The sequence below is a fragment of the Zoogloea sp. genome, assembly GCF_041908905.1.
Classification (GTDB): Bacteria; Pseudomonadota; Gammaproteobacteria; order Burkholderiales; family Rhodocyclaceae; genus Zoogloea.
Genome location: NZ_JAYREK010000041.1, coordinates 1 through 14,440 on the forward strand (window position 1 = coordinate 1; position 14,440 = coordinate 14,440).

Here is a 14,440-nt window from a genome sequence, read left to right on the forward strand (position 1 = left end):
CCCTACGGCGACCGCCCCGAGCGCGGCGAGCGTCCGCCCCGCCCGGAAGGCGACCGCTCCCGCTACCGCGAAGATCGCCCGCCCCGTTCCGGCGAAGACCGCCCGCGCGGCTTCGGCGAGCGAAGCCCGCGCCCCGACGGTGAGCGCTCCGGCCGCCCCTACGGCGACCGTCCCGAGCGCGGCGAGCGCCCGCCCCGCCCGGAGGGCGACCGCCCCCGCTACCGCGACGACCGTCCGCCCCGTTCCGGCGAAGACCGCCCGCGCGGCTTCGGCGAGCGCGGCCCGCGCCCCGACGCGGAAGCCCGCCCGCCGCGCCACGAGCGCAAGCAATGGACCGGCGAACCCCGTCCGGCCCCCGCCCCGGCCGAGGCCCCGCGCGACGACGGCACCCTGCGCCTCTCCAAGCGGATGGCCGAACTCGGCCTGTGCTCCCGCCGCGAGGCCGACGAATACATCGAGAAGGGCTGGGTCCGCGTCGATGGCCGCGTGGTCAGCGAGCTGGGCTTCCGCGTCCGGCCCGAACAGGCCATCGAGCTCGACCGCCGCGGTCAGACCGCCCAGGACCGCCGCGTCACCATCCTGCTCAACAAGCCCGTCGGCTACGTCTCCGGCCAGGCCGAGGACGGCTACGAACCCGCCAGCGTGCTGATCACCGCCGAAAACCGCTGGGCCGAAGACCCCTCCGAGACGCGCTTCCTCAACACCCACCACCGGGGCCTGGCCCCCGCCGGGCGGCTCGACATCGACTCCATCGGCCTGCTGGTGTTCACCCAGGACGGGCGCATCGCCCGGGCGCTGATCGGCGAAGACTCCGCCATCGAGAAGGAATACCACGTGCGCGTCGAAGGCACCCTCGACGCCGAGGGCCTCAAGCTGCTCAACCACGGCCTGTCCCTCGACGGCGAGGCGCTGCGCCCGGCCAAGGTCAGCTGGCTCAACGAAGACCAGCTGCGCTTCGTGCTGCGCGAAGGCAAGAAGCGCCAGATCCGCCGCATGTGCGAGCTGGTCGGGCTCAAGGTCGTCGGCCTCAAGCGGGTGCGCATCGGGCGTGTGATGCTCGGCAACCTGCCCCCCGGCCAGTGGCGCTACCTGGGCGCCAACGAGGTATTCTGACGCCTCCCGTCCGCCTCCCTCCGCCATGCCCGCCACCCACCGCTCCCCGCTCCGTCGCGGCCTCGCCGCCCTCCTGCTGGCCTGCGGCCTCACGGCCGCGGGGGGCAGCCATGCCAGCGACGAGCGTCGCTACGAGGGCCTGCTGCTGCCCGAGGATTTCTCGCCGCCGATCTCGGTGAGCATCGAGCTGCGCGACCTGCAGGGCCTGCTGGTGGGCGAGTTCAAGGGCGAATCGCCCTACTCGGGCAACGGCCGCGTCACCTCGGGCGAGATGAACGGCAGCAAGTGCGACTTTCATGTGCAGACCGGCGGCGGCACCACCCTTCACCTCGCCGGCAGCTGCACCGCGACGCTGTTCGAGGGCAAGTACCGCCAGGCCGACCGCCGCGAGGCCAGCGCCCGGGGCACCTTCCGGCTGGCCAGCAAGCCCGTCACCAGCGACGAAGACAAGGCCGACGCGGCCCGCAAGGCGCGCCCGCCGCTGCCCTCGGTGACCGAGTGCATCAACGCCAACACCCGCTGCCTGGTGAGCTGCCCCCAGTCCGACCCGGACGAGGCGTTCCTGTGCGCCAGCCTGTGCCGCAGCCGCTTCAAGACCTGCAAGACCCGCTCCGCGCTGCGCTGAGCCCGCCGCCCGGCCGCGCCGACAATCAATCCCGCGATCCCCGCCGCGCCCGGTATAATGCGCGGTTTTCCCTTATTCATCAGGGCTTTGACCATGGAAGCAGAACGCCTCAACGCCATCTCCAACAAGCTCGCCGACCTCAAGGCCCGCGAGCTCGAACTTCGGAGGTATCTTTGACTACGATTCCAAAGCTGAAAAGCTGATCGAAGTCAGCAAACAACTCGAAGACCCGGACATCTGGAACGACGCCGCGCGCGCCCAGGAGCTCGGCAAGGAGAAGAAGACCCTCGAAGGCGTCGTCGTGACGCTGGAAGAGATCGGCCAGGGCCTCGCCGACTGCAAGGACCTCTTCGAGCTCGCCTCGATGGAGGACGACGAGGACACCATGCAGGCCGTCGAAGCCGACACCGCCGCCATCGAGGCCAAGGTGGGCGAGCTCGAGTTCCGCCGCATGTTCAACAACCCGATGGACGGCAACGCCTGCTTCATCGAAATCCAGTCCGGCGCCGGCGGCACCGAGGCCCAGGACTGGGCCGGCATGCTCGAGCGCATGTACCTGCGCTACTGCGAGCGCAAGGGCTTCCAGGTCGAGCTGCTCGAAGAATCCGAAGGCGAAGTGGCCGGCATCAAGAGCGCCACCATCAAGGTCGGCGGCGAGTACGCCTACGGCTTCCTGCGCACCGAGACCGGCATCCACCGCCTCGTCCGCAAGAGCCCCTTCGACTCCAACGCCCGCCGTCACACCAGCTTCTGCTCGGTGTTCGTGTTCCCCGAGGTGGACGACTCCATCGAGATCGAGATCAACCCCGCCGACGTGCGCACCGACACCTACCGCGCCTCCGGCGCCGGCGGCCAGCACATCAACAAGACCGACTCGGCGGTGCGTCTCACCCACATCCCGTCGGGCATCGTCGTGCAGTGCCAGAACGACCGTTCCCAGCACCGCAACAAGGACGAAGCCTGGTCGATGCTGCGCGCGCGCCTCTACGAGCTCGAACTGCGCAAGCGCCAGAGCGAGCAGCAGAAGCTCGAGGACGCCAAGAGCGACATCGGCTGGGGCCACCAGATCCGCTCCTACGTGCTCGACCAGTCGCGCATCAAGGACCTGCGCACCAGCTACGAAGTCGGCAACACCCAGGCCGTGCTCGACGGCGACCTGGACGGCTTCATCCAGGCCAGCCTGAAGCAGGGCGTGTAACCCCGGGGCTTACGGTGCCGGGGTGCCGGCACCGCGCCCGCGGGACGGGCCCTGGCACCGTAAGCCCCGCACGCCCCACCCAGGCTCCGGCCTCCCGCTTTCTCCCCTGTCCGCACCTCCGCACCGCTCCACCCATGCTCCGTCTCCTCGCCTGGCTCGTGGCCCTTGCGCTGCTGGCCGTCACCGCCGTCGCCGCGCTGCTGTTCCAGGCCGTGGGCAGTACGCCCCTGGTGCCGCCCCCTGACGAACTGACGGCCGCCAACCTCAGCCGCCTGAAGGGCATCCTGCGCGCCAACGACCCGCGCCGCCTGCGCCCCGACACCACCCGCGAAGTCGCCATCGCCGGCGCCGACCTGCAGGCCCTCCTCGACTTCGCCGCCCGCGGCGGGCTGCCGGGCCGGGCCGCCGTGGCGCTCCACGAAACCGGCGCCGACCTCCGCTACACCTGGCCGCTGCCGGCGCCGCTCCCCGCGGGCCGCTACCTCAACGCCCGCGCGGCCCTCGCCGCCGACGGGCAGATCGAGAGCCTGCGGCTCGGCGAGATCCGCCTGCCCGGCGGCCTGATCATGCTCGCCCTCGACGCGGGCCTTCGCCACAGCACCGTCGCCGCCGAGTTCGCGCTGCTCAAGCGCACCGTCTCGCAGGTCCGCCTGGCGCCCGACGCCCTGCGCGTCACCTACACCTGGCAACCGGAGATTCTCGCCTCGGCCCGCGCGCTGGCCCTCACCCCGGCTGAGCAGGACGACCTCGCCGCCGCCCACCAGCGCCTCGTCGAGGTGATGAACCGGGTCGGCGCAGGCAGGCGCAGCGCCGACCTCGGCGAAGTCCTCATGCCCCTGCTCCAGGAGGCCGGCGCCGGAGCCGCCACCGGGCAGCGCGCCGCCGCCTACCGCTACGCCCTCTTCGTCACCGCCGCCCAGCTGTCGGGCAAGAACGTGGCGCTGCTGGTGCCCGCGATCCAGCGCCGCCCGCGGCCGCTCACCCTCACGCTGCACGGCCGCCACGACCTCGCCCAGCACTTCGCGATCTCCGCCGCGCTGGCCGCCTGGGCCGGCGAGCCGCTGGCCAATACCATCGGCCTCGACAAGGAGGTGGACGACGCCCGCGGCGGCAGCGGCTTCTCCTTCGCCGACCTGGCTGCCGACCGCGCCGGCACGCGCTTCGGCGAGCTGGCCGTCCACCGCCCGACGCACCTCGCCAACATCCTCTCCGGCGGCGTGGACGCCCTGATGCCGCCCATCGACGGCCTGCCCGAGCACCTGATGAGCGACGAATTCGCGCGCCGCTTCGGCACGGTCGGCAGCCCGGCCTACCAGGGCGTCGTCGCCGAGATCGAGCGCCGCATCGCCGCCCTCGCGCTGTTCCAGAGCCCATGACCGAAGCCCGCCTCGACGAGATCCTGGCCCCCGGCGTCGCCCCCGACGAGGTGCCCGAGCTCGCCCCGCTGCTCCAGGCCCGCCCGCTGCTGGCCGCCTTCAGCACCCTCTTCCACGGCAACGAGGCCGAGGTGCTGATGCGTCTGCTGGTGCTGCGCGAGATCGGCCGCGAGACCGACGCCCCCCGCTGGGGCCCCGAGCAGCTGCGCCAGCGCTTCGCCTTCCTCGACCCGGTCAAGCTCGAGACCGCGCTGCGCCGCCTGCGCGGCAACGGCCTGCTGGAGATCGGCGAGGACAGCCGCTACGCTCTCTCCGACCTGGGCCGCAACGCGGTCGCGGCGATCGCCATGCTGCTCGGCTTCGCCGCCGAGGAAGACCTGGAGCTGGGCTTCCTCACCACCCAGCTGGCCGGCCTGTCGGCGGTGGGCAACGTGACCCCCGAGAGCCTCGGCCACCTGCTCGGCAAGCTCAACGACCTGGCCTGGCATTTCGAGGAGGCCATCGCCTCGGGCTCCGAGTTCCGCATCTCCGACGCCCGCCGGCGCCTGTCCGCCAACACCCGCTGGATCGAGAAGGGCACCGAGGTGCTGCGCGAGCTGCTGGCCGACCCGGAGGTCTCCTTCGAGCTGGCCCGCGTGGCCCAGCGCATCGGCCTCGCCCAGTCGCGCCTGGCGCGGGTGGACGCCGCCTTCCAGCGCGCCCTCAACAAGATCGAGGCCCAGCGGGTCACCCTCGGCGGCTCGGGCATCTCGTCCTCCGACGTGGCCGGCTGGCTGCGCCGCCTGGACGCCCGCCGCCTGGTCGGGCTCGCCGCCGGCGCCCTGGCCCCCGCGCCCGAGCTCACGCTGCTCGCCGGCGGCCACGAGCTCCTCGACCGGGCCGAGCTGGCCCTCTCCGAGGAAGCCCGCCGGATCGAGGCCGACACTGCCCTGCCCCCCGTCGAGGCCGCCCCCAGCCGGGCCCAGCCCGAGGCCGAGGACCTGCGCCTGCTGCAACACTTCAGCCAGCGCCTGGCCCGCCTCACCGAACCCGGCCGCGCCCCCGAGACCCTCGCCGGGCTGGTCTCCGGCGGCGGCTTCCCGGCCGCCAGCTACCGCCTGTCGCTGCTCGCGCTGCTCGCCGACGCGGGTGCCGAGGGCGAATCCAACGCCCCCGCCGACGGCCCGATCGGCGAGTTCATGCGCCTGCCCCTCGACGTGCGTTTCGACGCCACCACCCTGGCCGTCGGCAGCGACGAGATCGCCGCCATCTCCGCCGGCCTGGTGGGTGCCCGCGGCAGCCTGCCCGCCCCCGAAGCCGTGCCTGTCCTCGACGCCGCCGCCCTTCCCCCCGACGAAGCCTGATGGAACAACAGATCCGCACCCTCACCGCCCGCCTGCTGGCCAGCCGCAGCCTGCCGCGCACCGACCCGCAGGTGCGCCGCGCGCTGGTGGACGAGACCTTCCGCGCCGAGCTCGAAGCCCGCCTCGCCGGCGTCGGCCTGCAGCTCATCGACAACCCCTACGCCGAGCACGTGGCGCTGGCCCTCGCCGACGATGTGCACGAACCCGTCTTCGGCGCCACCCGCGAGTACGCCGCCAGCAACATCGGCCTCACCCGCGACCAGATCGCGCTGCTGGTGATCATCTGGGCGCTGATCGTGCTGCCCAAGCGCGAACGCCAGATCAACCGGCAGAAGCTCATCGACGACGGCCAGCACGACATGTTCGACAAGGAAGCCCCGCTGCCCCTGGGCGAGGAGGTCGCCGGCAGCCTGTCGGAAGCCTCGCTGCTGGCCGACTTCGCCCCGGTGCTCGGCCACAAGACCTACGTGCAGGGCAAGCTGCTGTCGCGCCTCGCCCAGCTCGGCTTCATCGAGCGGCGCGGCGGGCTGATCTTCGAGGGCCCGCTGCTCGACGTGCTGCTCGACTACCGCCTGCTCGCCGACCGCATCATCCACGGCACCCTCGGCGACGTGCTCGCCCAGGCCGGCCACCGCCCCGCCGGGCAGGACGCCGACGACCCGGAGGACCTCCGCTGATGTTCCACATCAAGCAGCTCGAACTCGTTCACTGGGACTACTGGCGGCGCTTCAGCCTGCCCCTCGACGCCCAGATCATCACCATCGTCGGCCCCAACGGCTCCGGCAAGACCACCCTGCTCGACGCCCTGCGCACCCTCTTCGGCCTGCGCTGCTCGGGCAAGCGCGACTTCCGCCGCTACGTGCGCCGGGCCAACCGCAGCTTCGCGTGGATCCGCGCGGTGGTCGCCAACCGGCCGGGCAGCAGCGGCAAGCGGCCGTTCTTCCCGTGCCTGAAGGACGAGGTCACCCTGGCCTGCCGCATCCGCCGCGCCGGCGGCGACTGGACCCGCGACTACGCCATCGCCGACGGCGACGTCCCCATCGAGGCCCTGGAGGCCAACGCCGACAAGGCCGTCGAATGGGTCGGCTACCGCGACTATCAAAGCCGCCTCGCCTGGGGCGGCCTCACCCCCGCCATCGCCAAGGTGCTGGCCCTCGAGCAGGGCGACACCGACAAGCTCTGCGAATACTCGCCCAAGGCGCTCCTCGAGCTGGTCTTCGACGTCTTCGGCGACAAGGAGGTGCTCGACAACTACGCCGCCGCCCGCGAAGAGCAGAACAACGCCGAACGCGAGCTGGCGGCCCTCGGCCTCGACCTCGACCGCCTGCGCGCCCAGGCCGAAGCCAAGCGCCTCGAGGCCGACCGCTACCTCGAATGGAAGCAGCTCGACGACGAAGCCCTGGCCCTCGCCGGCGAGATCGTGCCGCGCCTCGAGGTGGCCGAGCTCGTGCGCGACATCGCCCTGGCCCGCGACGACATCGCCCGGAGCCGCGCCGAACGCCAGCGCCTCGACGACGAGCTGGCCGCCCTCAAGGCCCGCAGCGCCACCGTCGAGGCCGAGAAGGCCGCCGCCGACGCCCAGCGCAAGGCCGCCCGCAGCCGCGAGCTCGACGCCGAAAAGGACCACCTCGCCGCCCACGACGAAGTGCGCGACTTCGACAGGCTGATCGCCGAGCGCAGCGCCCTGCGCGCCCGCCTGGCCCGCGAAGCCGGCGAAGCCGCCGTCGACCTCGAAGCCGCCTACGCCCGGGCCGACGCCCGCCTCCTCCAGCTGCAGCGCCAGGAGCGCGAGGCCATCGCCACCTTTGAAGAAAAAACCACCCAGCTGCGCGCCGCCCGCGACCACCGCGGCCCCCCTGCCGACCCGGAGGTCAGCCGCTTCCGCGCCCGCCTGACCGAGGCCGGCATCGCCCACCGGGCGCTGGCCGAGATCGTCGAGGTCACCGACCCCGCCTGGCAGGGCGCCGTCGAGGCCGTGCTGCGCCCCTACCGCCACGTGCTGCTGCTGGCCCGCGAGCAGGACCGCCACGCCGCCTGGGCCCTGGGCGAGGCCGAGCGCTTCCGCCACTTCATCGTGCCCGAGCTCGAAACCGCCCCGCCGCCCGCCGCCGGCTCGCTGGCCGAGGTGATCCGCTTCGCCGACGCCGTGCCGCGCTGGCTGGCCGACCTGCTCGGCCGCATCCAGCGCGTCGACGACGCCGACGCCGCCCGCCGCCTGCCCCGCGAGACCGAATGGATCACCCGCGACGGCTACCACCGGGAGCGCCGCGGCGCCCGCCACCTGGGCAAGCCCGCCGACTTCCACTTCGGCGAGCTGGCCCGCGGCGCCCGCCTCAAGCAGCTGGATGCCGACATGCGCAGCATCGACGCCCGGCTGCAAAAACTGCGCCCCGAACTCGATGCCGCCAAGGAAGAGGCCGACGCCCTGCGCGCCCGCCTGCACGGCATCGAGGCGGCCCAGCTGCTGGCCGCCCGCGCCGAGGCCTTCGAGGCCGCCGAGGCCGCCCTCCCCGCCGCCCGCGCCCGCCTCACCGCCGCCATCGCCGCCCGCACCGACGCCAAGGGCGAGGTCGAGGCCATCGACCTGCGCCTGCGCGGCATCGACATCGAGGTGGACCGCCGGAAGCGCGACATCGCCGGGCTCGCCCGCCGCATCACCGAACTCGCCCAGGAGGCCGCCCCCCGCCGCCGCGAGCAGGCCCGCCGCATCCAGCGCCTGCGCCAGCTCCGCCGCGGCATGCCCGCCGAGTGGCGCGAGCCGCAGGCCAACCAGCGCCTCGCCGACAAGTACGGCGACGCCCGCGGCGCCCGCGCCGAGCTCGAACGCCTGCGCCAGCGCCTCGCCGAAGGCGACTGGATCACCGACGACACCGTGCTCACCCTCGCCGGCCGCCTGCGTGCCGACGTGGGCGAGCGCGAGGCCCAGTTCCACGAGCGCGAACGCCACGCCAGCGCCACCCGCCAGATCACCACCGAGGCCCGCACCGCCTACATCGCCAAGCTGCGCGCCACCGTGCGCCAGTACGGCAAGAACCTGCGGGCCCTGGGCGATCTCGCCAACGTGGACGTGGACTGCCCGGTGCCCCACCTCGAGAACGACGACGGCGGCCTCAGCGCCGCCGGCCTCGAGGTGCGCTTCGACTTCGACCGCAAGGGCGCCGTCGGCCTCAACGACGGTGAAGCCTCCGGCGGCCAGCAGGTGATGAAGTCGCTGATCCTGCTCATCGCGCTGCTGATGGACGACGCCCGCCCGGGCGGCTTCGTGTTCATCGACGAGCCCTTCGCCCACCTGGACATCGCCAACATCGACCGGGTCGGCAGCTTCCTGCGCGCCACCCGCGCCCAGTACCTCATCACCTCGCCGGTCACCCACAACGCCAACGTCTTCGCCCCGGCCCAGCTCACCCTGGTCACCCGCAAGAAGAAGCCCGGCGACGACTGGGCCCCGCCGATCGGGCTGATCCAGCGGGCGGTCTGAGACGGTTACAATCTATGCTGCCCGCTACATGACAGGGAAAACCTATGCTGACCAAGTTAGAAGTTCACGGCTTCAAAAACCTCCTCAATTTCTCGATGAACCTTGGGCCGTTCAACTGCATAGCGGGGCTCAACGGCGTCGGCAAATCGAATATTTTTGATGCGATACGTTTCCTCTCCCTGCTAAGCAGCACATCGATTGTTGAAGCGGCCTTGGCTATTCGTGACTCTGAATCCTCTGACCCTCTCGATATTTTCTGGACTAACGGAGAGATTCGGGTTGAAGAGCTTCGACTTGCTGTTGAAATGATTGTCCCGAGGGACGTTATCGACGACTTCGGACGAAAAGCACAGGCTACCTCGACCTTTCTTCGGTATGAGATTCACATTGCAAGAGACTTACAGGACGAAGCAAATGGGTCTCTGGGACTGTATCTGGCTTATGAATCCCTGAACCACATCAAGAAGGGTGATGCCGCCTCCCTAATCCACTTCCCGCTCGATGCAGGGCGTTTTCGAGACCAAGTAATTGTCAACAACCGCAAGGGCGCGGGCTTTATCTCAACATCCAAGTCCGACGATGGCGTGATCGAGATATCCCAACACCAAGACGGCGGCAGCAGAGGCCACGCTCAGAAAATTCCCGCTAGGCATGTTCCCAAAACGGTCATAGCAAACACGAACAGTTCCACTTGGCCGACCATCCTCGCAGCTAGGAGAGAAATGCAGTCATGGCGATTCCTCTCCCTTGAGCCAACTGCAATGCGACGCTCCAATAAAATGCACGAGGACGGCCGAGTTGGCCCTGATGGAGGGAGACTTGCGGCAGCACTTCATAAGCTTTATCGCAGAGACGATCATATATACTCACGAATTGCGAATCGACTATCCAGAATTATCCCGACCTCAGATGTACGTGTAGATGTCGACCAAGTGCGACAACTACTTACCGTGGAAGTTAAGGAACGTTCGGGTACGTTTTTGCCAGCAAGAGCTCTTTCAGACGGCACGCTGCGTTTTCTCTCGCTTTGCATCATGGCTGAAGATCCGGATTTTAATGGCTTGCTATGTTTTGAGGAGCCAGAGAACGGCATTCATCCAGCCAAAATGGACGCTATGCTGGCGTTACTTAAGGATCTCGCAGTAGACCCTTTCAGCCCCGTTAGTGACACCAACCCAATGCGTCAAATCTTAATCGCGACCCACTCCCCAGTCCTTGTCCGGCTAGAAACTCCAGATGACCTGATCTATGCGGACCTAGTCAAAGTGAGAGGCCCCACCGGCAAGCCCACCGCTACGGTAAGGTGCAAAAGTCTGCGAGAAAGCTGGCGCGTGAGAGCGGGGGGAGATTTCGTTGATAAAGGATCAATCATTAGTTATCTAACCCTCCCGCAAAACAGTCAGATTGATCTGTTTGAGACAGAGGAAGGATCTTCATGAAAGTGAACTTCATCCTGATCGCAGAAGGCTCATCGGACCTCCGGCTCGTCGAGCATATCGAGCGAATACTGATCGAAGAAGGCTTCGAGGAGGCGAGAGGTGAGGCACCAGACTTGGGACGATTTCGGCAGCCGATCGGCACGACCGTTAGAGAAAAAATACAGGCAGTCGTGAAGTACTTCCCAAGCGCCGAAATAGTGTTTATCCATAGGGATGCAGACAACGCGGGAGTGGATGCGCGCCGCGATGAAATTATGGCTGCGGCCCTCGGCATCCTCTCAACGGAGAAAATCGTGCCGATTATCCCGGTCAAGATGCTCGAAACTTGGCTTTTGGCTGATCGGGAGCTGATATCAAGAGTTGCGGGAGGTCGACACCCACCGACTGAGCTTAGCTCACTTCCACCGATCCGTCAGCTAGAGAGCAGATCGCAAACTAAATCCATTCTCCAAGATGTTCTCTGCGAGGCTAGCGGACTAAAACGGGACTCGCAACTCTCAGCTTTCCGCAAGAGATTTTCGGAAATGCGAGCACGACTGGTTCTAGATTTGGATCCAGACGGACCTGTACGTGAGCTACCCTCCTATGAAGCTTTTAGAGAAAGCATTCGACAGCTTGTCCAGAAAGCACACGCCACCAACTGAAAAATTTCGGTAGAGCAGCCGCATCTCGGCAGACGCCACTCGCCACGTCCATATTTTCTTGCCCTCACTCGCAAAACAAGTAATCAAAAAGAGAAATGGTGTTTGGCTCAGACGGTCGAGCGTACAACCCCCGTATGCATCTCCTGCATCTGACCGCCCCGGCGGGCCCGGCCCCCGTCGCCGGGCCCGCTCAAGATTCACGGAGGCCGGACGTTAAACGGGCATCGCCACTCGATCGCTCCGCGTTCCCCCGCGCCGCCCATCCGTCCATGCCCTCGCCACCCGATGTGATCGCGCTTCTCGAAGGGGCCGAGGTGCTTTCGCGGACCCGGGACCTGCGGGACATATTCCGTACCGCCGCCGAGCACGCGATGCGCTTCCTGGAGGGCAGCTACGGCCTGCTCTTCGCGGTGCGCTTCACGCCGCCCAACCTCACCGTCAGCCTGCTCGGCTGCTGCGTCTCGGACGGCGCCGAAACCTTCTGGGACGACGCCTACGGCGGGCAGCCGTGGCTGCCGGTCGATCCCCTGCTGGCCAGCTGCCTGGAAGCCGACTTCGGCCACGCCATCAGCCAGGAGGGCGACATGTGGCGGCTGGCCTTCGCCGTCGGCGCGCTGGGGCAGGCCCGCTGGGTGCTCGAGATCCACGGCCCGGTGCGCCCCCGCGAGGCCGCCTGCCAGGCCCTCAGCCTGTTCCTGCGCTGCTTCGAGAACCAGCACCAGCAGTGGGAATACGCCAACCTCGACACCCTCACCCGGCTGCTCAACCGCAAGACCTTCGACGACGACTTCGAGCGCCTGATCGCCGCCGCCGAGCTGGCCGAGCAGGCCGACAAGCTCCCCCTCGAGCGCCGCACCGCCAGCCACCCCCAGCCCTGCTGGCTCGGGGTGGTGGATATCGACTTCTTCAAGAAGATCAACGACAACTTCGGCCACCTCTTCGGCGACGAGGTGCTGCTGCGGGTCGCCGAGCTGATGCGCCAGAGCTTCCGCAGCAACGACAAGCTGTTCCGCTTCGGCGGCGAGGAGTTCGTGGTGATGCTGCGCAGCGTGGGCGAGGACGACGTGCGCGGCATCTTCGACCGCTTCCGGCTGGCGGTCGAACGGCACGATTTTCCGCAGGTCGGCCGGGTGGCCTGCTCGGTGGGTTTCGCCCGCATCGACCCGCGCCTGTCGCCCGCCGACCTCCTCGGCCGGGCCGACGAGGCCCTCTATTATTCCAAGCGCAACGGGCGCAACCAGGTCAATGGCTTCGACGAACTGGTGATGAGCGGCAAGCTGCGCATCACCGCGCCGGCCTCCCAGGCGCTGATCCAGTCCGACGTGGACGAGATCTTCCTGTAGCCCACCCGCCGCAGCGCCCGCGACGGGCGCCCCCGTTTGTGTCAAAATTCAGGGCTTTGCAGCGTTTAATCGACGCTGCCGCGGCCTTGCCGCGCCCCGATCCCGTTGATTGAAGAGCCCATCATGTCCGACCAGACCAACACGCCCGCCCAGGACGAAAACCACCTGATCGCCGAGCGCCGCCAGAAGCTCGCCGCCTGGCGCGCCACCGGCCGCGCGTATCCGAACGATTTCTCCCGGGAAAACACCGCCGGCAAACTCGACGAAGTCTACGGCGAAAAAACCGCCGAAGAGCTCGAAGCGATGCCGGTCGAAGTGAAGGTCGCCGGCCGCGTCATGCTCAAGCGCGTGATGGGCAAGGCCAGCTTCATCACCATCCAGGATCTCTCCGGCCGCATCCAGCTCTACGTCACCCGCGACGGCGTCGGCGAAGACGTCTATGCCGAGTTCAAGCACTGGGACATCGGCGACATCGTCGGCACCGTCGGCACCCTGTTCCGCACCAAGACCGGCGAGCTCTCCATCAAGAGCAGCGAGATCCGCCTGCTCACCAAGAGCCTGCGCCCGCTGCCCGACAAGTTCCACGGCCTCACCGACACCGAGACCAAGTACCGCCAGCGGTATGTTGACCTCATCATGAGCGACGAGTCGCGCCACACCTTCGTGGCCCGCAGCCGCCTGGTGCAGTCGATCCGCAACTACATGACCGGCCACGGCTTCCTCGAGGTCGAGACGCCGATGATGCACCCCATCCCCGGCGGCGCGGCGGCCAAGCCCTTCGTCACCCACCACAACGCCCTCGACATGCAGCAGTTCCTGCGCATCGCGCCGGAGCTCTACCTCAAGCGCCTGGTGGTCGGCGGCTTCGAGAAGGTCTTCGAGGTCAACCGCAACTTCCGCAACGAAGGCCTCTCCCCGCGCCACAACCCCGAATTCACGATGATGGAGTTCTACGAGGCCTACGCGAACTACCGCAGCCTCATGGACTTCACCGAAGGCCTGCTGCGCCACGCCGCCCGCGAGGCCCTCGGCACCGAGGTGTTCCAGTACCAGGGCCGCGAGCTCGACCTCTCCAAGCCCTTCCACCGGCTGACCATCGTCGAGGCGATACGCAAGCACCACCCCGGCTTCACCGACGCCCAGCTGGCCGACCCCGAGTGGCTCAAGCAGAAGATCCACGACTTCGGCGAGAAGGTGAAGCCCGGCGGCCTCGGCAGCCTGCAGCTGCAACTCTTCGAAGCCTGTGCCGAAGCCGAGACCTGGGAACCCACCTTCATCATCGACTACCCGGTCGAGGTCAGCCCGCTGGCCCGCGCCTCCGACACCAACCCGGAGATCACCGAGCGCTTCGAGCTGTTCATCGTCGGCCGCGAGATCGCCAATGGCTTCTCCGAGCTCAACGACCCCGAGGACCAGGCCGCCCGCTTCCAGGCCCAGGCCCAGGCCAAGGACGCCGGCGACGAGGAAGCCATGTACTACGACGCCGACTACATCCGCGCCCTCGAATACGGCCTGCCCCCCACCGGCGGCTGCGGCATCGGCATCGACCGCCTGGTGATGCTGCTCACCGACAGCCCGGCGATCCGCGACGTGATCCTGTTCCCGCAGATGCGTCCCGAGTCCGACTGAGCCCCGCTGCCGCATCCCCCACACGACCCCGCCCGGCCCACGCCCGGCGGGGTTTTTTGATGGTCCGCGAAAGCCCTGCCGGGCCCCGCGGCGGCCCGTCGGGCGGGCGCTCCCGGGCACCATGTCACAAGCTGTCACGCGGACCCGCCGGGAGGCTCGCATCCGTGAAACTTTCCTGCTTTGCCATATGGCGCAGGAGAAGCGATGGTGCTAACTTCACGACCTCGCGGAAACCCCTTCCCGGCGCTCTCC

Annotated in this window: 11 protein-coding genes; all 11 read left to right on the forward strand. The window is 68.5% G+C overall.

Annotation, left to right across the window (positions count from 1 at the left end; genetic code table 11):
- Positions 1–1,113 (forward strand): pseudouridine synthase (locus tag ACE3OU_RS16240; protein ID WP_374242594.1); only part of this gene is annotated, 1,113 nt, incomplete at its 5' end.
- Positions 1,114–1,138: 25 nt separating this feature from the next.
- A complete protein-coding gene (locus tag ACE3OU_RS16245) occupies positions 1,139–1,738 on the forward strand; it encodes a hypothetical protein (RefSeq protein ID WP_374242595.1) in 600 nt (199 codons plus the stop codon).
- A gap of 93 nt (positions 1,739–1,831) precedes the next feature.
- Positions 1,832–2,936 (forward strand): peptide chain release factor 2 gene (prfB, locus tag ACE3OU_RS16250; RefSeq protein WP_374242596.1). Its coding sequence is split into 2 segments (ribosomal slippage): positions 1,832–1,912 and positions 1,914–2,936, totalling 1,104 coding nucleotides; the frame shifts between segments, so codons are not numbered across the junction.
- A gap of 134 nt (positions 2,937–3,070) precedes the next feature.
- Positions 3,071–4,312 (forward strand): hypothetical protein, encoded by a 1,242-nt coding sequence (locus ACE3OU_RS16255; protein WP_374242597.1) that lies wholly within the window; start codon positions 3,071–3,073, stop codon positions 4,310–4,312.
- A complete protein-coding gene (locus tag ACE3OU_RS16260) occupies positions 4,309–5,655 on the forward strand; it encodes a hypothetical protein (RefSeq protein ID WP_374242598.1) in 1,347 nt (448 codons plus the stop codon). Before ACE3OU_RS16255 ends, ACE3OU_RS16260 begins: the two co-directional genes overlap by 4 nt.
- Positions 5,655–6,332, forward strand: coding sequence for a hypothetical protein (locus ACE3OU_RS16265; protein WP_374242599.1), 678 nt, complete (start codon positions 5,655–5,657; stop codon positions 6,330–6,332). Before ACE3OU_RS16260 ends, ACE3OU_RS16265 begins: the two co-directional genes overlap by 1 nt.
- The gene (locus ACE3OU_RS16270; RefSeq protein WP_374242600.1) at positions 6,332–9,133 is read left to right on the forward strand and encodes an AAA family ATPase; all 2,802 of its coding nucleotides are present in this window, start codon (positions 6,332–6,334) and stop codon (positions 9,131–9,133) included. The genes ACE3OU_RS16265 and ACE3OU_RS16270 overlap by 1 nt, the downstream gene beginning before the upstream one ends.
- A 44-nt stretch (positions 9,134–9,177) precedes the next feature.
- The gene (locus ACE3OU_RS16275; protein ID WP_374242601.1) at positions 9,178–10,572 is read left to right on the forward strand and encodes an AAA family ATPase; all 1,395 of its coding nucleotides are present in this window, start codon (positions 9,178–9,180) and stop codon (positions 10,570–10,572) included.
- Positions 10,569–11,216: a hypothetical protein gene (locus ACE3OU_RS16280; RefSeq protein WP_374242602.1), complete on the forward strand. Its 648-nt coding sequence runs from the start codon at positions 10,569–10,571 to the stop codon at positions 11,214–11,216. Before ACE3OU_RS16275 ends, ACE3OU_RS16280 begins: the two co-directional genes overlap by 4 nt.
- Before the next feature lie 269 nt (positions 11,217–11,485).
- Entirely contained in the window at positions 11,486–12,559 is a 1,074-nt protein-coding gene (locus tag ACE3OU_RS16285; protein WP_374242603.1) for a GGDEF domain-containing protein, read from the forward strand.
- A 123-nt stretch (positions 12,560–12,682) separates the two neighbouring features.
- Complete coding sequence (gene lysS / locus ACE3OU_RS16290; RefSeq protein WP_374242604.1) at positions 12,683–14,188, forward strand: lysine--tRNA ligase; 1,506 nt, start codon at positions 12,683–12,685, stop codon at positions 14,186–14,188.
- Positions 14,189–14,440 lie beyond the last annotated feature (252 nt).